Source organism: Parabacteroides sp. AF39-10AC (genome assembly GCF_003635405.1).
In the GTDB taxonomy this organism is placed as follows: Bacteria; Bacteroidota; Bacteroidia; order Bacteroidales; family Tannerellaceae; genus Parabacteroides; species Parabacteroides distasonis.
In genome coordinates this window covers 215,443-235,068 of the sequence record NZ_QTLP01000006.1, presented here as the reverse complement: position 1 = coordinate 235,068, position 19,626 = coordinate 215,443, and the positions used below count along the sequence as shown (strand labels likewise).

Sequence of the window (19,626 nt, the reverse complement as noted above, 5' to 3'; positions counted from 1 at the left end):
ATCTATTTTCAATCACTCAGATTTTAAGCAATTCACCGGATTATCATTAGCCGTCTTGCGGGCATCCAGACAAACCACGGAATATATAATCAATAATACACATACGCCGCAACCCAAGAATATGTACCATGACAAAGGAACCTTCTCCGTGAATTGCTCTTGCCACTTTTGCAAGACAAAGTATGCTATACCACCGCCTAATATGACCGCATAGATACAGATATATCCGATATCCTTTATGAACAACCTCAATATATCCCATAAGGTAGCCCCATTCACCCGGCGAACCGCTATCTCCTTACGACGACGGCTCACCTCATCATTCGTATAGCCAATAAGTCCTATCAACGTAACAAGAAGCGTGACCAAACCTCCGATCATCACGGAATCACGGAATTGGCGGGAGTCCTTATATAGATCCATGATCTCGGAACGGAAAGAGATAGCGTTCAGTTCACGATCCGGAAATGTCTCGGATATCTTCTGCTGTAAACGAGCCATACTATCGTTGTTCAGCTCATGGAACTTCACCTGCAAGGTATACATGGGCTTATGCGTATAGAATAATACGGAAGGCCGCATATCTTGGTTCGAGATTCCTCCCAGACGGATATTCTCATAAACACCGCAAATCGTGAATGGCTCCTCATTCCATTTGCTATGCTCGGTGACGCAGATATCCTTCCCGATCACATCATCCGTCCAACCCGCTACCAATTTCATTTTCTCCACGAAACGGCGGTCTACCATCACCTCTCTTGAATTGGTCACATTTTCCGTGAACGAGCGGCCTTGGATCACGGGAATCTCCATCATGTCCAAATATCCGTTACCTACCCAATAGAGATCGGCGATATTAAAAAGCTCTTGAGTCTCACCCGGTAAAAGAATATTATTACCGGAAGCATGCTCGAAAGGCAATTGATAGACGGTGGTAGCCGCAACGACCCCCGGAAGCCGCATCACCTCATCCAGAATCTTGGCACGAGAGGTAGAGTCCACGCCAGCTAACCCGCAGTAGGCAAGGTTCTCATAGGCATATCCCGGACGATCGTTCACCATAAACGTATATTGACGGGCAACGAAAACAAGCATCGTCACCAAAAAGCCCGTGGCTACAAACTGGACAAGCAACAAGGCTTTCTTCCAGATACGCTTATTCTCCCGGTAATTACGGAAAGCGGAGGCCACCGGAATCCGGGCGTATAATGATCCCGGCATAAAACCAGATACGAAAAACACCAAGATACATATCCCTAGCAAGACCAAGCTACCATTAGACAAGAGCAAGGAATCTAACGAAGTCGCCAACAACTCCTCTACCGTACCTCTAAACGCAAGGATCAACAATAAGGCCAAGATCAGTGAAAGCACTATATGTACCAACGCCTCACCAAACATCATACCATGAATATTATTCTCGCTTGCCCCATAACATTTATGGACAGCCACCTCCTTCGAGCGATTTACGATAGAGGATATCACGATCAAGATATAGTTCATCACCGCCGTAAAGATCAAAGCGAAGGCCAGTAAGGAAAGTATCCACGTCATTCGCTTGACTTGCGGCAACTCCTTGTGTAAGCCATCCAGCTCATGAAACGAGAAACCAATGTTAAACCCTGTCTTTTGCTGTTCCTCCGGAGGGAAATAAGAATTCACGAACGTATGCACCTGTTCCTCCAAAGCTAAAGGATTCACTCCCTTGTGCAATTTCACGTAGCTTATGTAACGATCATTTCCCAACATATTAGTAGGCGAACCCTCCCACATGAACCGACCCGCCGAAGCCATAGAAACAATCACATCGTAACGGGAATGAGAATTTTCCGGAACTTCCTCAAAAACGCCACCAATAGTCATAGTACGTCCCGGCGAACTGTCTACCGTGAAGTTTTTCCCGATAACATCGCCCCCGATATTTTTCGCTATACGACTTGATACCAACACGTACATCGGGGTGGAAAGAACCTCTTTCGCATTTCCGATCAGCATAGGACGAGGAAGAATATCAAAGAAACAACTATCCGCTATGATACAACGACCGGAGTATTTCATCTTGGTGTCGGTCATCGTAAAGGTCCAGTCTCCAAAACTCGTGTATCGGGTAACGGTCTCAATCTCGGGTATCTGTTGTTGCATAGTTGGAGCGATGCCACCGCTTGTTTGCGGATAATCCTTCAACTCCCCTCCATTTTGCTGGTATTTCGCCCATACTTGATAGACCCGGTCTCTATCCGGATAAAAATCATCATACGATTGTTCGAAATAGACTTTAGCGATCAATACCAAACCTACCGCTAAACCGATTCCCAACGATACGATTTTCATCACGTTATGCCGCCCTTTCTTAAAAATGGAACGAATGGCGATTAGTATGTTTTTCATATTATATCGATTTTATTCCAGCACCAGCACTTCATTATCCTTATAACTCTCATAACTGGACACAATCACCTTCTCACCGGCTTCCAGACCTTCAAGAACCTCATAGTATTGCGGGTTCTGACGACCGATCTTGATAGAACGCCTGTAAGCTTTCTTTCCATCCGGATCAAGAACAAATATCCAACTTCCACCCGTACTCTGGAAGAAAGTTCCCTTCGGGATAATGATACTCTCGGTAGGTTGTCCCAGCTCCAAGTTGATATAGTAGGTCTGTCCGCTACGGATATTATCCGGACGCTCACCCGTGAAAACGAAATCCGTACGGAACTTACCATCACGAACCTCGGGATAAACTTTGCGCACCGTTAAGTCGAAAGACGAGCCTTGACGCTCGAAAGCGGCGCTTAAGCCCGGTTTCACACGGTCTATGTAATGCTCGTCGATCATGGCCTCGATCTTATAATCGGAAAGGTCGTTAATCTGGCCGATCTTTTGTCCCGGATTGATACTTTGCCCCAATACGACATCCAACAGTCCCAACTCACCGTCGATCTGGGAACGGACATTCAAGTTTTCCTTACGCTCACGGATCAACAGGATATTCTTCCGCATGTTCGCCAAGCTGGCCTCCATCTCATCCATCTGGATCGTGCGGGAGATAGAGTCTTGGCGCAAGCGCTCGGTAATCAAGGCGTGCTTTTGAGAGGCCAACTCGAAGTCCTCCTTCGCTTTCAGATAATCCTCCTTGGCGATCAAGTTCTCTTTATACAACTGTTCTTGTTGGTTGAACGAGCGGCGGGCCCGGTTCATGTCCATATCGTATTGAAGTTTCTCCATCTGATTGGTCAGCTTATCCTGCTCCATGGTAACCTGCGTATTACGAAGGAAGTTCTGCTTCTCCGCCAACTCGGCCTCAGCGTTCAATATCTGCAAATCCAAATTTGAGTTACTCAGACGAACAATGATATCGCCTTTCTTCACTTGGGCGCCCTCTTCCACGACTTTCTCCTGTACGATACCGCCCTCCTCGGGGCTAAGCTGCACGACCGTGATAGGTTGCACCTGACCATCCATACGAAAGAAGTCATTGAATTGCTCACGGGTCACATTACCGATGCTAATCCCTCTCGCGTCCACTTTCAACGTAGAAGCATGATCACCAAAGATAATCCATCCCAACAAGATAACGAACAACACGCCACCCGCTACATAAGGAATATGCTTCTTCTGAAGACCTTTCTTTTTCTCTAATTGTATATCCATCGTATTCTATATTTTTTATTATCATCTAAATTCTATGTTCTCAATTCTTATTCATTGATAAGAGGCTTGCCCTTATAATAATCTACCAACTTGCTTTTCAATAAGTACATCAATCGCTTTTGAAGCAGATTGGCCTTGGACTCCAACAGCGTATTCGCACTTGTCTGTACATCCAGCGTGCTCATCAGGCCTTCCTCGTACTTCCGTAGGGTAACACGATAAGCCAACTCATCCGATCTCACCTTCTTATCCATCTGTATGGCCTCTTTAGCGTATCCCTCACGATCCAAGACGGATTGCTCTACCGCTGTCTGCAACTGGCGAAAGACCTCTGTTCTTGTCTCCCGTGCGATCCGCATATTGTTACGGTAACGACGAGCGTTCGTTAATCTGCTCAAACCATCGAATAAGGGGAAGCTAAGGCTAAAAGAGACATATTCACCACGGTTATTTTTAAACTGATCCTTGAAAACTTCCGGGGCCTTATCAGATTTCAAGTTCTCGAAATAACTCGTAGAGATTCCGGCATTCAAATAAATACTCGGCAACAACTTTCCTTTATAAATACGATATTGGTATTTACTTTGCGTTAATTGATACTCGGCTTGCAAGGCGGTAGGGTTATTCCCGGACGCATAAGCGAAAATCTCCGCCACGTTCTCTACTTCCGGGACATAATTGATATCAGGTAATAAAGTATCCACCTCCAGTTCTAAATCAGATGGATAATTCATACATTCCCTCAAGGTAAGCAAGGCCGTATTGAAAAGATTCTGCTGGTGGGTCAATGTATAATCATCGGCCGCTACTTGAGCCTCGAATTGAGCTACATCCGCTTTCCCTTTCAAACCCAACTCTTCTTGCCGGCGAGTCTTATATAAGGTACGGTTACTCTCCTCCAATTTCTCGGCCGCCATACGAATCGTCCCTTTATAATATACCACATCCATATAAGCCTGCATAGCTTTCATCGCTAAATCATCTTTCGCTTTCTGGATGTCATTAACTCCCATACGGCGATTGGATTTTGCCATCAACCATTGATTGATCAGCTGTCCGCCCGTAAAAATAGGAATAGAAGCGTCGAGGCCATAGTTATTATTAAACGTAGAAGTATTCTCATAGGTATTGGTCGCAGGGTCAATCGAACGGCCAAAACTATATTGCGCTCCGACCTTAGCCGATGCCGCCGGGAAAAAAGAAGCTACAGCGGCATTCCGTTCCGCCTTATACGTATCTGATGTATAAACTTGCTTTTTAACCGATGGGCTGTTTTCCACGGCATAGCGCATACATTCATCCAAAGTCCAAAGTTTCTCTTGGGCCACCGTCGCGGTAGCGAAACTGAGAGAAAGAACTGTTGTAAGTAATATTTGTTTCATTGCTCTATTATTTTCTACTTAAAATAATAGCAAAGAACGTGCCAAAACACATAAACAACTAAACAACAACCAGATAACAAAAAGCTATTCTTTTAGAACTGTCCAATATTTTGACAACGCTGTCTAATTGTTTGACACTATTCCCACTTTGACACGTAAGAGCGTCTCCTCTTCTCCATAAGCAAAAAACGCTCCGCTCCTATATGAATTCTTGCTCGATAGCCTATGAATTCTTATGCGCATACTGTATAATTCTACAAACCACGACGTGGTCTGTACAGATCAAGACGTGGAATATACAAATCACGACGTGGTCTATATATTCCACGGCGATAATCTGGAAATAGATGAGATAGTAATTATATTTGTATATAGTAAGAAGAATGTTTTTTACTTGAAGATACGAACAATTGTTTTGATTACAATCGTTGACTATCCTTTAGATTTAAGGGCAGGACACAAAAAAAGGGAAACAGTTGAATACCAACCATTTCCCCTTTTCTAAGTCGGGGTACCAAGACCCTTTTGTGTAAACGCTTAGCATCTATTTATCTGTTTATCAAAATATCACAAATATCACTATAATACTATTTTGTCCTAAAACAGTCCCGGTACAAATTACTTCTCATAATAAAAAGAAGCATCTTCCGGAATATGAAGAAGCTCATTAATTGCATGCCGTTTTTCTAGATCAAGCATGTAAGTCTGTACGACTTTATAGAGATCAAATCCCCCTACAGATCCAGCAGCCATGTGCAAGTTTTCCACGACCTGTTTCATTTCTTTTTGGATATCTGATTGCCTTAGCAAGTGATACTCATTACTGTGAATAAGCTTTTTGTTTTCCATAATACTATTTATTTAGTTGTTGTTTTAAAAGTGCAATCATTTCATCTTTATCTTTTATACGCTCTTCCTTCTCCTTAATGAGTAATCTGAGCTTCTCAAGTTCATTTTTACATTCACTTAGAGTAATATCTCCAGAAACCTTATTCCCATTTCCATTTACATGATGACCGATTGAGTTATCTACATTTATGTCTCTATCGAAAAAGTAATCAATGGGTAGTTTGAAAAAATCTGCTATTCGTTCAAGTTTACTTGAACCAAGATCTGCTCCTTTCAAAATATTGTCCAATCCTTGTACAGATATGGATACTTTTTCACAAAAAGACTTCTTTGTCAATTTGTTATCAATAATAAGCTGTTCTATTTTACTTGGTATAAACATTCAAGTATTATTTGTAAACATTGTTAAACATATATAATCATGTGACAAATATCACACAAAACTTTGTGCAATATCAAAGTTTAGTTTACGTTTGCATTATAAATATAACACTAAAATATGTTTTACGTATGGAAAATGCAGAAAAGATTGAAAAAATGACATTTAAAGACTATTACCAGTCTTTGGATGAAGAAATGAAAAAAGAGGTTAGAAACAATTTTTTGGAAGGAAGCGGTATTTCATACCCTACATTCTACTCAAAGTTGACTAGAGAAAACTACTCTCTTCTGGAAAGAAAACTTTTAGAAACGATATGTCAAACAACATTTATCTGGTAAAATCATGAACACAAAAGAAATTTCAAAAGTATCTGTGGAGAAAGCCTTGGCTTTCATTGAATCCGGAATATACACGAAAAAAACTCTACACGGACAATCGCTGATCTGGTAGACTACTGGCATACACATAACTTAAAATAAATCAATACTATGGCAACATTAGAAGAACAAAAGGAGTACATTCGTACCAATTACAAAAAACTGACCGGCCAATTTATGGCCAAGATGTTGGGCATACGCCCGGAAAAGGTGTATGCGCTAGTAAAGGAACTTGGATTGAAAAAACAACTTCCTCCTCCCGTGATTAAACCGAAGGCTGATATGGGAAAGAATCCAACCCCTATCGTACCAAACGGTAACGATGAAGGAAAGATTCCTCTTCGGATAGATTGTCGAACGGTTATTCTCATTCCCAGCACCGCTGATCCTGAGGAGTACAGGAAGTCCTTCCTCCGGAAGACCAATAGCAAACATTCAAGTCTAATAAACTCTCTATAATAATCTAAAATAAAAGTGCATGAAAATACATTATTTCTACAAAAGAGAATACTCCCAAGGTTTCTACGACCTTGTAATTGAAGCTTGGCTGGAAGAAAAAGAGACATCCATGCAAGGTGTGGAGAGATTAAGTTTTACCAGATTGGAAAAACTAAGAATCTTTCTGTCAAAGGATGATCATTTCCATTGCTATGATTTTAAGCATGAATTTGGGAAAAATAGCTGTATAGGCCATTTTGCCCATACTCGCAAAAAACTAAAGGAAGATATGAATAAATGGAAGCTTAAACCTATTGACCGGCGTAATTATGAAAGATTCCGGAAAGTAGCCCTTACCCTTTATCGTAAACAATCCTTGATTGATTTCTCTGATTTCAAAGGAAGGCAAACATATGCGATTAGACAGATCATAGGAGATTAACGTAAAACTAACAAGATATGAACATGAAAAAGAAAAAAGTTACAGTGCTGGCGATTGAACATTCAAAAAGGGTGTGTGATCCGCAACCTGAATCAATAGACCGGATGGATGTCAGAAGGTTGGTTATGGATGCTTATAGGAGCGGTTATAATAAGGCTCATTCCGAGCATGTAAAGTGTATGAGCGATATTGTAAATATGAATTTGTCTGATATAGATTCTCCTGTGTTTACTCATACCAAAGAATTTAGAGAGCACTTCGACTACATAATGTCGGAAGTCAAGAAACTAACTACTTAAATAAGAATAATTGAATCTTATGGTGTATAGGTCAACCGTATAAAGAAATGACTGAATATGATAACTATTTCCAAGCTGCTGCAATTTTAGTAGTTCAAAGACAAATGTCTAACACGTCATTAATACAGCGCAAGTTCAGAATCGGGTATAATCGTGCAGGAAGGATAGTAAACCAATTGGAAGAAGCTGGTATCGTAGGTAAGTTTAAAGGTGCAGCTCCACGTGATGTACTGATTAAGGACATTGTCTCCCTAGAGGAACGCTTATCCGATATGGAGTTAGGCGAACAAAGATTATCTGATCCCTGCTGGGATAATAGAGAATGGATCTAATATAATAAAATATGAAACGACTGAATAAAAAGACCTACAAGGCAATCAAGCAAGCAAAGGCAGTGATTACCATCACGCAACATGGGGATGTGGTTAAATTGAATGTGGATTTTTTACCTCCCGCAAAAAACAAATCTCCCAAGCTATTCCAATATCTGGCCATCAAGATGTGTAATCATGCCATGGAAATTTTAGGAGGAAAGAAAAAAGATGAATGACAAGAATTATTTAGCGATGGCTGTAGCCACCGCCAAAAGAAAAAAGTTGGCGCATACTACTCCGCAGGAGTACGCTTTACCGATTTGGATGATGTTCATAGCGGCAGATATCCTAGAGAACTCCGCTATGGAAATCCAAGAGCTATTAATGCAGGACGAGCAATTTATCCAGTCCGATAAGATGCACATAAAAGCCATAATCAATCATGCCGGCAAATTCGTTCGTGATGTTGATCGGACATGTGAATACCAGTTCGCTTGCAAATTTGCGGACTATACAGAAGAATGTTCCACTTTACTTCGCAGCTACATGCAAAATAAGTTAGCCAAGATGGACAACATATGGGCACAGAGGAAGGAGGAATGATCATGTATATCGAAACGGATTCAAACGGCAAGATCATCATTCAGGATATCTCACAGGAAGAAGCTGTCATCCTAGATGATTGCTTATGTACTTACTTGGCGACGAAGCCTATCGATCAAAGATCAAGTGTCGATAGGATCGTAATGGACATGAAAAGACAATTAGAAAAGAATATACAATGAAAGCTAGAATCATATACGAAGTAGAATGCCCTCCCGTTAATTGCGACCGGGAGGATTTTTTGAAATGGCTGGAACTAAACCTATATGTTCCGGGAGCGTGCGTCACCTCCGATAATCCTCTTTTTGGAGAACCATTGGATTTTGACACCGCAGATTTTGACAATATTGAGGTAATCGATGGATAGTTACGCCCGGTATCGAATGACAGATTGGAACTGGATCGCCATCTATAAAGAGAAAATGGGAGTAGATCAATTCCGGGAGTATGTGAACGGCGTATATAATGAACTTCTAAATATGAAAGTAGATTGTTCATTCTCTCTCGAGGCTACGGTTAAAGAGGAAAACAGAGAACTCTTTATAAAAATAGTCTGTATGTTCATTCAAGAAGGAAACTATGACTATGATTTTAGTCAAGATTATAAATTCATAAGACGACATGAAAAAACAACGCTGGTCAGAAAGCCAAGAAAAAATATTGAAGGAGAATCTGGGGAAGATAACTCTCAAAGAAATAGGGAAGATTCTAGGAAAGACCGAGTTAGCCGTTAAACTATATATCCATAGGAACCATATCGTTTACCGTCCTTCCGTAAAACGGAACCTTGTGCTAGAATTGTTCCGGATTAAATTAATCAATCCGGAATATTTCAATGTAACAACAGCTTTCCTGCATGCGGTAAATATCAACCAAGTACGGTTTTGGAAATTATACCGGGGGGAGGAAAGCCCCACAGATCAAGAGTATTTACGTCTAGCCACAACTCTAGGCGTATCCTTACAAGAGGCCTTCGAAGCCCGACAACTATATTTATTTAACGACAATAAAGAAGATGAAATATGATACCTCAAGACGTGATCGATAATATCATCAACACGGCCAATATAGTAGACGTGATAGGTGATTATGTTAAGCTAAAAAAAGCTGGAGTAAATTACAAGGGAGTTTGCCCATTCCATGGGGACAAGGACGCAAGCCTAGTCGTATCCCCCGCTAAGAATATCTGGAAATGTTTTGGATGTGGTAAAGGCGGGAACGTGATAACCTTCGTAAAAGAGCACGAAGGGATATCTTTCTTCGAGGCGGTAAAGCTAGTCGCCTCGAAATACAACATAACAGTACCCGAACGGGAACTAACCGACGATGAACGGAAGAAAGCGAAAGAGCGGGAGGCCCTACAAATCTGCCTCACATTCGCCCAAGAAACGTTTACGGCTTTCCTCAAGAAGAAAGAGGCCGCTGAATATCTGGAAACACGAGGAATCACCCCGAATATCCTGTCTAAATATGGAGCGGGGTACTCTTCATCCATGTTTACCGCATTAACCGAGTTAGGCTCTCAAAAAGGTTATGACATGGCGACTATGGAGAAGACCGGTTTGATTATCAGAAAAGAGAACGGAAAGATCTTCGATCGATTTGTAAATAGGATCACATTCCCGTTTTATTCCTTATCAGGACTAGTGATCGGTTTCACGGGCCGTTCCTTGGAAAAGGATACCCAATGTAAATATCTAAACTCTCCGGAGACTCCCCTTTTTCATAAGGGAAAGACGTTATTCGGTATATACCAAGCTCGTCAAGAGATATCGAAATCCGATAAATGCTATTTGGTGGAAGGTCAATTTGATGTACTCTCTTTCGTTCAATCCGGTTATCCCAATACGGTCTGCGGTAGCGGTACCGCCCTTACACTAGATCAAGTCCGGATCATCAAGAAATTTACCCGAAACGTCACCGCTGTTTATGATGGAGACGCAGCCGGCATGAAAGCCTCCGTCCGGAACATGGATATCATGCTGGCCGAGGGCATGAACGTCCGTGCCGTTTTTCTTCCGGAAGGAGAAGATCCGGACAGTTTCGCCCGCAAGATGGGGACTGAGAAACTAGCCAAATTCTTGAAAAAGCAGGAGACCGACTTCATCTCCTTTATTTATAAAGCATTCGAAAGCGAGATGGATGATCCGATCCGGAAAACAGAGGTTCTCCGGATTATCGCCCAAAGTATCTCCGTCGTACCGGATAAATTACAAAGGCAAGCGTATATCGTATCCCTCGCCGAACGATTTAACGCAGATGGGGAATTGATAACAAATCTAGTTGCCGAGCTACAAGCCGTAGGTAAGAAAAGCGTGCCAGCCCAACCTACCCAACCGGGATTAACCGGCGTGGAAGAAGCGGAGGAACTTGTAAAAACCGGGAACAAACAAGTCACCCTTACTTGGTCTGTCAATCGTTTCTCCGAGGGATGGGGAGTTTGTCCGGTCATCCTTATAACAGGCATCCCGGGTGTGTCCGAGATCCAAGAGCTTCGCCGGCTATCTCCCATCATCCGTTGCAGGGATAAATTCGAGGTAAAAGAAAACATGATCGAACCGGAAGAGCTCTCATTTCTACGTTCCTTGACAAGAACCGGCTTCACGGTCTCCATGAGCAAATATAAAAGAGAGCGGGAAAGTTATGTAGACGAGAAAGGTGAAGAACGTTATAAACTCGTAGACACAGAGAAAGAGATTGGATTCAATGAATACTATATCGGATTATACAGTACATTCCGGGAATCTCCCGAGAATATAAAGAAAATAGCCTTAGAAAGATGCTCTGAAGTGATATCCTACGCGGATGCTACCACCCGAGCTTTCCAAACTACAGATTATGCCCGGATGTTAGGGGTCACCAAAACAGCTCTGGAACATGTCTTGAAACCATATCTCGATATCCGTAAATCAGAGGCCCGGTTTAATTCAGACGCACTCCAAGTAGATGGAGCCTCACTCATGTTCGATCCTAGCCGACTCCCGGATTATGTAGACTCTGATCCAGCGATTAACCGGTTATGGCGTGCCTATCAGTTTTTCCCATATCTCGATAAGAATGGAAGAAAATTAGCATATATATTCGCTAATGGTAAAAAATCGTTTATGAGAGTAGGAAACTTCTATATTGAGCCACTATTACATGTTTACGATAAAGAAAGCCAAGCCAACAAACGTATCGTAGAACTCACTCAAGCAAACTATCCCTATCCGATTTATATGGAGTGGATCAGCGCAGAGATGCTCACACTCCCATCCTTTAAAAAACGCTTATGGGAAGAAGGTGATATCAATTTCTCCAATGGGACACAAAACCATCTCGATTTGATCATGGATAGTTGGGCGGGCAAGTTCAAGAAGTGTTTTGAGCTTCGTATGTTTGGCTGGTATGATGAAGGATTCTTCGCTTTCAGTAACGCTATAGTCCATGATATCGATGGAAAACAACAACTCCAATACGTATCAGATTTGGGATTAGTGGAACACAATAAACAATACTATTATATCCCGGCTTTCTCTAAAATTTACGCATCTGAGCGCCGGGATAGCGATCGCTACTATCTGGATCGCTTTATCAAGTACCGGGAACCCAAAGCGGGATGTTCTATCAATTTCCAAAAGTGGGCCTCACTGATGAACGAGGTATACAAGCTAAACAATAACGGTATGTGGGCGATCATATATTCGATCATGAGTGCCTTCCGTAGCGATATATACAATGTCAGGAGAACCTTTACGGCTTTATTCTTTATCGGTCCGACGGGTTCCGGAAAATCACAAATTGGTTATTCCATCCGCTCTCTATCGATGTCTCCGGACGCACCAGCATTCAACCTAAACTCCGGAACCCCCGCCGCTTTGTTCTCTTGGCTGGAGAGATACCGGAATATCCCGATCATGCTCGAAGAGTATAACGACACGCAAATAAACCCTGTGATTTTCCAAGCCTTGAAATCCGCTGTATATGATGGAGAAGGCAAGCAGAAACGTAAGGATGCGGTAAGTAAGGAGATCGATAGTAGCCAAGTGAACGCAGCTCTTGTTATCATGGGCCAAGAAAGCCCCCAACAGGATGACAACTCTCTCGCAAATCGATGTATCATTTGCGAGGTACCGAAACGTGACGATCGGTCTGAATTGGAAGAAGAAATCTTCAATGAGTTGAAAGGATACGAGGAATCCGGACTACATAGCGTCCTCCTTGAGATATTGGCGTGCAGAAATAGCATCTTGCAACATTATAAGAAAGTATACGACGAGGTCTTTAAATCCTTGAAAGACGAGGTACGGGTATCCGTTAAAAACACGGATGGCCTCTCTCGTATACTCGAGACGGTATCAATGTTCGTTTCCGTTTGTCGTATAGTGGAAGAACATACCTCATTGCAACTACCTTTTACCGCAGAACAGTTCTTCGAAATCGCAATAGCGAAAGTGATCAAACAAGTAGAATCGATTAGTTCCTCAAATAAGATGTTCAACTTCTTCAGTATACTCAACTTCTTGATCGATACAGGAAGTCTAGTTCAAGGTAGAGACTATAAGATCGAAGTACCGGGAAAGGTTACAATTAAGAAACAAGGCCGGGATACGGAAATAAAAACCCTAGAACCCATAGATACCCGTGTTTTATATCTAAACATGACAAATATCTATCCTATGTATACCCAGCAGCTAAAAGGTGAGGCGTTCTCTCTTCAATCCTTAAATACCTATTTCGAAAGTAACGAGGCCTATATTGGCAAAGTACGTTCCACTCGTTATCGATGGCAAGAGGTGAAAGAAGTCCCAAAAGGAGACATTCTAGCAAACCCGGCGGGAGAACCCACCATAGATAACAGCATGAAACGTATTATGGTGAACAAAGAGAGTAATACCTCGGCAGTTTGTTTCAATTACGATATTCTCAGAGACTTGCTCGATGTCGATTTCGAAAGAGACGTACAAAACTACGATCAGACTCCGGAGACTGAGCCGGGATTCCGCTTTTAACGACTGATAGTATTTTAAAATCGCATAGAACCGACTTTCTAGGATATAGCTTGGCTATTGGAGGCCATGGACAACAAGCACATCCGGGAAGCCGGTTCTATCTTTATTCATCTATTTCCCCCGGACCCCCTGAAATTAAAAAAAGAAATAAGCAAGTTTTGCGTGTTTTGAAACCCTATAAAGGATAGAAAAAGTGGTCAACAGACCAACAGACCAACAAAAGATGAAACATTTCAAAACAGATATAAGATAAATATATAATAATCAATAATATATATATTAATTAAATAGAAGTAGGCTGTTGTTTCCTGTTGGTCATCGTTTTCTTTTTGTTGGTCACTGTTGGCAATAATTCTAAATTCGGGGAAAAATGAAGCACTGTTGACGGTTGGTAGGGGTGACCAACAACCACTATTTTTTGTTGGTCGCATGTTTCTTAGTATTTTACCGATTATATCATTGAAATATAGTAAATTAGCATCATATTTTATATTTCCTGTTGGTCTGTTGACGTGTTGGTCGCAAAATATAACACATACACATAGGGAAAATAGAGTAAAAAAGCCTATAAGAAGAGAGAAAATCGATATGGTGACAGTAAAGATAAGCATAAAAAAGCATTTGGAGGAGTACATGCGTGGAAAATTCAATGATTGCCGGGAAGGAGTGATAACCCTTCCGGACAAGACAGATTTGTATCATACCCTATTTGATCTGACATCCAAGCGCCCGGCCTCCTGCCCTTTGGAGCAAGGAACGCTGGAAATAGCTTTGCCGGACAGACGATGTGGAAAAGATCCGGCTTACTACAACTATCTTAGCGAACGCTCGCAGCGAATCCTTGAGCGACGGATAGAGTTGATGTTCTGGGCCGAGCTGCACGAATGGATAGATTATAACAAGCATATGTATGGGATACAGTATATCGAAAGTATTTTTTCCTTTATGCGCAAATTCGATATCAACGGGATCAGCGAGGACGCTCTAAAAAAGAACTACTATCGCTGGAGGGACCGAACTAGGAAGCAAAAAGAGAAACGTTCGTACAATAAAAGTTAAATACGAGTGTTTTTCACTCCGACCAAGCGTATCGATTTGTCCCTTTTGGGAGGAATAAAATTCCAAGTGTATCCATTACGATCAGATATTATTGATAAACAAATAAAAACTAAGGTTATGGCAGACAATATGGGAGGCATCTCCGATGCGTGGTTCGCTTTCTCGAGGCAAATAGCGAGCGTGTCTCAAGAGGCAGACAAAGTAAAAGTTGGACTCAAGTCCGGAGACTGGATCAACCTTCACCCGGGAAGATATGGAACCTCTATCAAGGTTGAGCCACAAGAAAGTGAATCAGGTACTCTATATAATGTATCTGGTTCCTTGCAAATACCCCGTCAATATATGACCAACGATCTATGGCAAAAATGCGAACGATTGAACCACCTCACGGCGATCTTTAAGTACAAACACTTTAGCGGGGATACATTCGTGGTCGGATCGGATCGTTTTCCCCTAAAATGCAAATTCGAGGTGTTGCACCCCAGCGATCCTAGCGGTTTCTCGGGATACAAAATCTCGTTATCCGGAAAGCAATTGGTTCCGCAACTTCAACTGATCGATTGACCGAAGTCCTTTACCATACATATATATAAGTATATCCTTGCCATCAAAAAGGAAGATATGCTTTATCTACACAACATTCTGGGGGGAGTATGGTTCGTCGAGGAAAACTTCGCGGCGAATTATTTCCCCCTTATCGCATCTTTTCTTACCAAGCCGGAAGCGATGTTCGGGAAACCCCGGAACGCTTCTTCCGAACAAGAGCCGACCGAGGATAACGCCTTGCTTTTCGCCTCCCTAAAAAATGGCGCATACCAGATCAGCGAGTATGGAGGATGGTCTCCACCCGAGGACGCACCCAAAAACTCCGTAGCCATAATGAACATCAACGGGGCGATCACGAAATACGACCAAGAATGCGGTCCATCCGGAATGCTTACCAAGGCGAATCTCCTAAACCGATGCTACAACGAGAATAATATCAAGGCGATCGTCTTGAATATCGATTCCGGCGGAGGCGAGGGAATGGGATGCCGGATCATGCAGGAAGCGATTAACAGCCGAAACAAACCTGTCGTAGCTTTCTGCAATGATTTCGTAGCGTCCGCCGCCTATGGCATCGCCTCCTGTTGCGACAAGATCGTAGCGAACTCCAACGTCTGCCGGATCGGAAGCGTGGGTACCTATATGACGATCGTTGATACCAGCGAGTATTATGCCAAGATGGGAATCAAGTTGATCGATATCTATGCCTCCAAATCCACGGACAAGAACCAAGAATTTCACAAGGCTCTGCAGGGAGATACGGAACCGCTAAAAAAAGTATGCGATACGTATAACGAGAATTTCATCTCCAGTATCGCTAACGCCCGGGTAGGCGTGATCAATGAGGATCAAGGTAAATGGGCCACCGGTAAGATGTTTTTCGCGCCGGAGGCCATGGACATCGGTATGATCGATGAGATAGATACTTTCGAGAATGTTCTTAATTATTTTAATACATAGTGATTTATGAAGTGGTTGAAAGATGATTCGTACAATGCGATGAAACAAGCGGCCGACAACTGGGACAAGCTTCTGAATAAGGTACTGGGTGATAACCCGGACATGAAAGCGGAAGACGTAACAGTGGATCAGCTGCTCGATTCGATCGAGAGCACCGGTAATACCTCCGACTTACAGGAGCAATTATCGACCGCCCAAGAAAAGTTGAAAGAGAAAGACACACAGATTGAGCAACTTCAATCAGACGTGGCAGAGCTAAAGGGAACACCGGCAGGCAAAAAGCCGGAAGCAAAAGTAAAGCAAGAGCCGACCGCGGAGACCGGAGATATCAAGGATTTCGCCGATAAGCATGAGGATGATACCCTCGCTATCATGGCCGAGGCAGAGAAAACAGGATTTTTTAAACACTAAGAACGATGGCAAAACAAGGAATTTTAGATATTGAGAAACTGAATCGTTATGCGAAGGATTACGATAACGTGTTGCGTACCCTTCCCTATTTCACGTTTCAGGAGTTCGCCGCGGCCATGAAGCTCAACGTGATCGAGATCGAGAATGAGGACGTGATCGTGAACGCTCGCCGCAAAGCCGGACACACCGGCCCATATAAAGCCGGGGCCGAGATTAAGTATCCCGATGAAATCGGTAAATTGGTAGAGATGTCCATCAAACCGGAACTTACCGTTTCTCGTTTGAAGGATAACATCTTAAATTATACGGAGAAACGTATTCTCTCCAACGCCGGGGAGAAGGTGGACCATACGGTAAAGAAACACCCCATGGAGAAATTCGTGGTGGATAATCACATCATCAGCCATTCGGAGGATATCACTTTCTCCGCTTTCTTCGCCGAAAGAAACGACAATGTGTATAGCCCGATGAGTTCTTTCACCGGATTTTTCCCTTGGATCGATCATTTCAAGACAACGAAGGATATCACCATGGCGAATCGTAACCTAGTACGTACCGGTACGTTTGGCAGTGGTGACGGTGTAGATGATTACGATCGTCTGGTCAACTTCTTACGTGCGGCACATCCTTTCTTACGCCGTAAAGCGATCCTGTATTATGCCAACGAGATCGAGTTGATCTGTAAGGAGGCTTACCGGCAAAAGACAAAAGCGTTCGCCCGCCCATCCACCGAGGAGTTTTGGAAGGCGGTCAAGGACGACGCCAAGTTCCCGGGACTGGAACCTGTCACCCATGAGGCATATGGAACAGGGCAGGCCTTGATCTTAATCCGTCCCGGAATGCTGGATTTTGGCGTGAATACGAAGAAGGCGACCCGGTTCGTCCAGATCCGCGATATCTTCGAGGACCCGAACGAGGTTCAGTTCTGGCTACAAGCCGGGTACGGTACCCGCTTTCAGGATATCCATCCGAAGGTATTCCAGATTAACGAGTTCACCAATGAGGGCGTTGATTTAGCGGGCGACTACGTAACCGGTGCCGCCCTGACCGTCACGATCGAGAGCGACGAGGCCATAGAAGCCGGTGCCGCTTGGAAGGTGGGCGAGAACGGCGAGTGGATGAGAAGCGGAGCTACCCTTTTAGGCATACCCAAAGGTGAGCAAACCGTATCCTTCAAGGATATCGCCGGTTATACCAAGCCGGCAGACGTGAAAGTCACGGTAGCCGATGGAGAGGACTTCACCGCTTCCGGTACTTATACCAAATCGTAAAACCAGTAAATAAATAAAACGATGAAAGATTTCAGAAAAGTTTTGTCCGTATTGTTTCTGCTAGCGGTGCTATCCGTCCTCTTCATGGGGGCGGACGTTCCGGCGGATTATGTGATGTGCGCCTCGTTTGGCCCTGTTTTATGGCCAGCCGGAGCGGACAATATGGGGGGTTATAAAGGTCGTATCGCCTTTATTCCGGAAACCTCAGTCTCTGTCGTCCCCACGCTCCCCAAAGAGGCCAAGGCCACAGCCGATTTCGTGACGGCGACAGGAGCTTTTACCTTTTTAGAGTCGGGAGGTAAACCGACACCTATTTACGCGACACGGGCAACCGTAGGATACAAAGCGGAGTCTCAAGGCGAGACAGATTGTAAAAGTTACAAGATCAGCGGCGAGTTCTTCCACCCCGGCAAGAAAGTGGAAGCCGCCGCTTTCGCCCGGCAGATCTGCAATACGCCCGGCTATTTGATCATCGAGGACAACGAGAGCCAGCAGCTTATCGGACAGCCCGGCTATCCTTGTACGGTTACCGCCTCTTTCGACGGCGGCAAGGCGGCGGCCGACAAAAGAGGTTGGTCCTTCACTTTCGAGGCCGATAGCCCCGCCCCTATGATTATCATGGGAACGCCTATCGATATAGACGCATTATTCACCGGGGTAGCTCCTACTCCACCGGAAGGAGGTTCTTAAATGATAACATTACAAAACTGGTTAGCGGACCGTAAGCGTAAATACGCGGACGGTCTAGCGCTTTTTCAAGCTCTAGCTCCGGAGGAGATGAGAAAGAAGTATATCGCTTTCTTTAGCGAGGTAAAGGAGGTTCCGCAGTTCGATTCCCATTTCACCGTATTGGTGAATAAGTTGACAACCGTAGCGCGCCTATCGTCGGCCCAACCCCAGATAACAATCTCCGAACGGGGTTCGATACTCTTGAAAACAGCGGTCGCGGCAACAAAGGCGATCGAGAAAACAGCGGATCAGCTAAAAGGCGATAAAGTCTTAAAAGAAATCCTCGTGAAAGAATCCGAGCTATTCAAGCTACAAGACAAGATCACCGAGCTGGAGGAAGACAATGACGATAAATCCGGAGAGATCGATCAATTGCAAGCCGAGCTGGAGGAAGCGCAGGAAGAGTTGCAAGAACTGCAAGATCAATTCGCCCTGTTACGGCCCGGAGCGAAGATCGCCACGTACTCCTCCCTTCCGGATAACATCCGTACGATCTTCGACGAGGTCCGCCAGATCACCCCCTTGTACGCCGCCTTATTCACGGAGATGCAGAACGAGGCCCTTACTCCGGAGCAACGCAAGCCGATCGCCGATCAGGTGCATGAGCTTTGGACCCGCCGTGCCAAGCTATGGGACCAGATCGACGCTTGGGCCGAGGGTAAGCAGATCCAGTTAAAAACCGAGGTTCAAAAAACCGAGGAACTCCCGGCCGATCAATTGTTGAAAGGTATGCAGATCGCCAACCGGATCGAACGACTGAGGGAGAATATCCGGCGCACGGAAACCTCTATCGCCCAACATGAGAAAAACGGGAAGCTTAACCTCCGGCAAAAAGCAGAGCAACGCTTGGCTTATTACAAACGTGAGCTGGCGGAACTGGATAACTTGAAATAAATCTTGCTTCCATAATGAAGGGGAATAG

The 19,626-nt window shown here is 43.8% G+C and carries 23 protein-coding genes; 18 read left to right on the top strand and 5 right to left on the bottom strand.

Annotated elements, in window-relative coordinates; all coding sequences use genetic code 11:
• Positions 1-12 precede the first annotated feature (12 nt).
• From DW033_RS07910 to DW033_RS24875, 5 genes are all read right to left on the bottom strand, one after another.
• Positions 13-2,388: an ABC transporter permease gene (locus DW033_RS07910; RefSeq protein ID WP_122382626.1), complete on the bottom strand. Its 2,376-nt coding sequence runs from the start codon at positions 2,386-2,388 to the stop codon at positions 13-15.
• 12 nt (positions 2,389-2,400) lie between these two features.
• Complete coding sequence (locus DW033_RS07905; RefSeq protein WP_005861993.1) at positions 2,401-3,651, bottom strand: efflux RND transporter periplasmic adaptor subunit; 1,251 nt, start codon at positions 3,649-3,651, stop codon at positions 2,401-2,403.
• Positions 3,652-3,698: 47 nt separating this feature from the next.
• Complete coding sequence (locus tag DW033_RS07900) at positions 3,699-5,033, bottom strand: TolC family protein (protein WP_122382625.1); 1,335 nt, start codon at positions 5,031-5,033, stop codon at positions 3,699-3,701.
• 618 nt (positions 5,034-5,651) lie between these two features.
• Complete coding sequence (locus DW033_RS07890; RefSeq protein WP_048928104.1) at positions 5,652-5,882, bottom strand: hypothetical protein; 231 nt, start codon at positions 5,880-5,882, stop codon at positions 5,652-5,654.
• Positions 5,883-5,886: 4 nt separating this feature from the next.
• Positions 5,887-6,264: a helix-turn-helix transcriptional regulator gene (locus tag DW033_RS24875; RefSeq protein ID WP_009018448.1), complete on the bottom strand. Its 378-nt coding sequence runs from the start codon at positions 6,262-6,264 to the stop codon at positions 5,887-5,889.
• Positions 6,265-6,392: 128 nt separating this feature from the next.
• Between DW033_RS24875 and DW033_RS07880 the strand changes: the two genes are divergently transcribed.
• The 18 genes from DW033_RS07880 (at position 6,393) to DW033_RS07795 (ending at position 19,598) form a co-directional block, all read left to right on the top strand.
• The gene (locus DW033_RS07880; protein ID WP_048928103.1) at positions 6,393-6,602 is read left to right on the top strand and encodes a hypothetical protein; all 210 of its coding nucleotides are present in this window, start codon (positions 6,393-6,395) and stop codon (positions 6,600-6,602) included.
• Positions 6,603-6,752: 150 nt separating this feature from the next.
• Positions 6,753-7,100, top strand: coding sequence for a hypothetical protein (locus DW033_RS07875; RefSeq protein ID WP_048928102.1), 348 nt, complete (start codon positions 6,753-6,755; stop codon positions 7,098-7,100).
• 19 nt (positions 7,101-7,119) lie between these two features.
• Positions 7,120-7,521 (top strand): hypothetical protein, encoded by a 402-nt coding sequence (locus tag DW033_RS07870; protein ID WP_048928101.1) that lies wholly within the window; start codon positions 7,120-7,122, stop codon positions 7,519-7,521.
• Between the two features lie 17 nt (positions 7,522-7,538).
• Positions 7,539-7,820, top strand: coding sequence for a hypothetical protein (locus DW033_RS07865; RefSeq protein ID WP_122145325.1), 282 nt, complete (start codon positions 7,539-7,541; stop codon positions 7,818-7,820).
• 47 nt (positions 7,821-7,867) lie between these two features.
• A complete protein-coding gene (locus tag DW033_RS07860) occupies positions 7,868-8,152 on the top strand; it encodes a DNA translocase FtsK (RefSeq protein ID WP_048928099.1) in 285 nt (94 codons plus the stop codon).
• An 11-nt stretch (positions 8,153-8,163) separates the two neighbouring features.
• On the top strand, positions 8,164-8,370 hold the full coding sequence (locus DW033_RS07855) for a hypothetical protein (RefSeq protein ID WP_022192468.1): 207 nt from the start codon (positions 8,164-8,166) through the stop codon (positions 8,368-8,370).
• Positions 8,363-8,737, top strand: coding sequence for a hypothetical protein (locus DW033_RS07850; protein ID WP_048928097.1), 375 nt, complete (start codon positions 8,363-8,365; stop codon positions 8,735-8,737). The genes DW033_RS07855 and DW033_RS07850 overlap by 8 nt, the downstream gene beginning before the upstream one ends.
• Positions 8,713-8,919, top strand: a complete 207-nt coding sequence (locus DW033_RS07845) for a hypothetical protein (protein WP_227713731.1) — start codon at positions 8,713-8,715, stop codon at positions 8,917-8,919. Before DW033_RS07850 ends, DW033_RS07845 begins: the two co-directional genes overlap by 25 nt.
• A complete protein-coding gene (locus DW033_RS07840) occupies positions 8,916-9,104 on the top strand; it encodes a hypothetical protein (protein ID WP_009018458.1) in 189 nt (62 codons plus the stop codon). The genes DW033_RS07845 and DW033_RS07840 overlap by 4 nt, the downstream gene beginning before the upstream one ends.
• Positions 9,105-9,358: 254 nt before the next feature.
• A complete protein-coding gene (locus DW033_RS07835) occupies positions 9,359-9,763 on the top strand; it encodes a hypothetical protein (protein ID WP_122382624.1) in 405 nt (134 codons plus the stop codon).
• Positions 9,760-13,728 (top strand): DNA primase, encoded by a 3,969-nt coding sequence (gene dnaG, locus DW033_RS07830; RefSeq protein WP_122382623.1) that lies wholly within the window; start codon positions 9,760-9,762, stop codon positions 13,726-13,728. Before DW033_RS07835 ends, dnaG begins: the two co-directional genes overlap by 4 nt.
• 588 nt (positions 13,729-14,316) lie before the next feature.
• On the top strand, positions 14,317-14,787 hold the full coding sequence (locus DW033_RS07825) for a hypothetical protein (protein WP_009018461.1): 471 nt from the start codon (positions 14,317-14,319) through the stop codon (positions 14,785-14,787).
• Positions 14,788-14,904: 117 nt separating this feature from the next.
• A complete protein-coding gene (locus tag DW033_RS07820) occupies positions 14,905-15,351 on the top strand; it encodes a hypothetical protein (RefSeq protein WP_122382622.1) in 447 nt (148 codons plus the stop codon).
• 57 nt (positions 15,352-15,408) lie between these two features.
• Positions 15,409-16,293 carry a S49 family peptidase gene (locus tag DW033_RS07815; RefSeq protein WP_122103728.1) on the top strand — a complete coding sequence of 295 codons (885 nt, stop codon included), beginning with the start codon at positions 15,409-15,411 and terminating at the stop codon, positions 16,291-16,293.
• A gap of 6 nt (positions 16,294-16,299) precedes the next feature.
• Positions 16,300-16,704: a peptidase S49 gene (locus tag DW033_RS07810; RefSeq protein WP_122145328.1), complete on the top strand. Its 405-nt coding sequence runs from the start codon at positions 16,300-16,302 to the stop codon at positions 16,702-16,704.
• Positions 16,705-16,709: 5 nt separating this feature from the next.
• Positions 16,710-17,975 carry a hypothetical protein gene (locus DW033_RS07805; protein WP_121961696.1) on the top strand — a complete coding sequence of 422 codons (1,266 nt, stop codon included), beginning with the start codon at positions 16,710-16,712 and terminating at the stop codon, positions 17,973-17,975.
• 21 nt (positions 17,976-17,996) lie between these two features.
• A complete protein-coding gene (locus tag DW033_RS07800) occupies positions 17,997-18,665 on the top strand; it encodes a hypothetical protein (RefSeq protein ID WP_009018466.1) in 669 nt (222 codons plus the stop codon).
• Positions 18,666-19,598 carry a hypothetical protein gene (locus DW033_RS07795; RefSeq protein ID WP_087345567.1) on the top strand — a complete coding sequence of 311 codons (933 nt, stop codon included), beginning with the start codon at positions 18,666-18,668 and terminating at the stop codon, positions 19,596-19,598. It begins immediately after the preceding gene.
• The last annotated feature ends 28 nt before the right edge of the window (positions 19,599-19,626 follow it).

Coding starts and splice junctions, on each gene's coding strand:
- DW033_RS07910 (WP_122382626.1), bottom strand. CDS start 2,388: ATGAAAAACATACTAATCGCCATTCGTTCCATTTTTAAGAAAGGGCGG.
- DW033_RS07905 (WP_005861993.1), bottom strand. CDS start 3,651: ATGGATATACAATTAGAGAAAAAGAAAGGTCTTCAGAAGAAGCATATT.
- DW033_RS07900 (WP_122382625.1), bottom strand. CDS start 5,033: ATGAAACAAATATTACTTACAACAGTTCTTTCTCTCAGTTTCGCTACC.
- DW033_RS07890 (WP_048928104.1), bottom strand. CDS start 5,882: ATGGAAAACAAAAAGCTTATTCACAGTAATGAGTATCACTTGCTAAGG.
- DW033_RS24875 (WP_009018448.1), bottom strand. CDS start 6,264: ATGTTTATACCAAGTAAAATAGAACAGCTTATTATTGATAACAAATTG.
- DW033_RS07880 (WP_048928103.1), top strand. CDS start 6,393: ATGGAAAATGCAGAAAAGATTGAAAAAATGACATTTAAAGACTATTAC.
- DW033_RS07875 (WP_048928102.1), top strand. CDS start 6,753: ATGGCAACATTAGAAGAACAAAAGGAGTACATTCGTACCAATTACAAA.
- DW033_RS07870 (WP_048928101.1), top strand. CDS start 7,120: ATGAAAATACATTATTTCTACAAAAGAGAATACTCCCAAGGTTTCTAC.
- DW033_RS07865 (WP_122145325.1), top strand. CDS start 7,539: ATGAACATGAAAAAGAAAAAAGTTACAGTGCTGGCGATTGAACATTCA.
- DW033_RS07860 (WP_048928099.1), top strand. CDS start 7,868: ATGACTGAATATGATAACTATTTCCAAGCTGCTGCAATTTTAGTAGTT.
- DW033_RS07855 (WP_022192468.1), top strand. CDS start 8,164: ATGAAACGACTGAATAAAAAGACCTACAAGGCAATCAAGCAAGCAAAG.
- DW033_RS07850 (WP_048928097.1), top strand. CDS start 8,363: ATGAATGACAAGAATTATTTAGCGATGGCTGTAGCCACCGCCAAAAGA.
- DW033_RS07845 (WP_227713731.1), top strand. CDS start 8,713: ATGGGCACAGAGGAAGGAGGAATGATCATGTATATCGAAACGGATTCA.
- DW033_RS07840 (WP_009018458.1), top strand. CDS start 8,916: ATGAAAGCTAGAATCATATACGAAGTAGAATGCCCTCCCGTTAATTGC.
- DW033_RS07835 (WP_122382624.1), top strand. CDS start 9,359: ATGAAAAAACAACGCTGGTCAGAAAGCCAAGAAAAAATATTGAAGGAG.
- dnaG (WP_122382623.1), top strand. CDS start 9,760: ATGATACCTCAAGACGTGATCGATAATATCATCAACACGGCCAATATA.
- DW033_RS07825 (WP_009018461.1), top strand. CDS start 14,317: ATGGTGACAGTAAAGATAAGCATAAAAAAGCATTTGGAGGAGTACATG.
- DW033_RS07820 (WP_122382622.1), top strand. CDS start 14,905: ATGGCAGACAATATGGGAGGCATCTCCGATGCGTGGTTCGCTTTCTCG.
- DW033_RS07815 (WP_122103728.1), top strand. CDS start 15,409: ATGCTTTATCTACACAACATTCTGGGGGGAGTATGGTTCGTCGAGGAA.
- DW033_RS07810 (WP_122145328.1), top strand. CDS start 16,300: ATGAAGTGGTTGAAAGATGATTCGTACAATGCGATGAAACAAGCGGCC.
- DW033_RS07805 (WP_121961696.1), top strand. CDS start 16,710: ATGGCAAAACAAGGAATTTTAGATATTGAGAAACTGAATCGTTATGCG.
- DW033_RS07800 (WP_009018466.1), top strand. CDS start 17,997: ATGAAAGATTTCAGAAAAGTTTTGTCCGTATTGTTTCTGCTAGCGGTG.
- DW033_RS07795 (WP_087345567.1), top strand. CDS start 18,666: ATGATAACATTACAAAACTGGTTAGCGGACCGTAAGCGTAAATACGCG.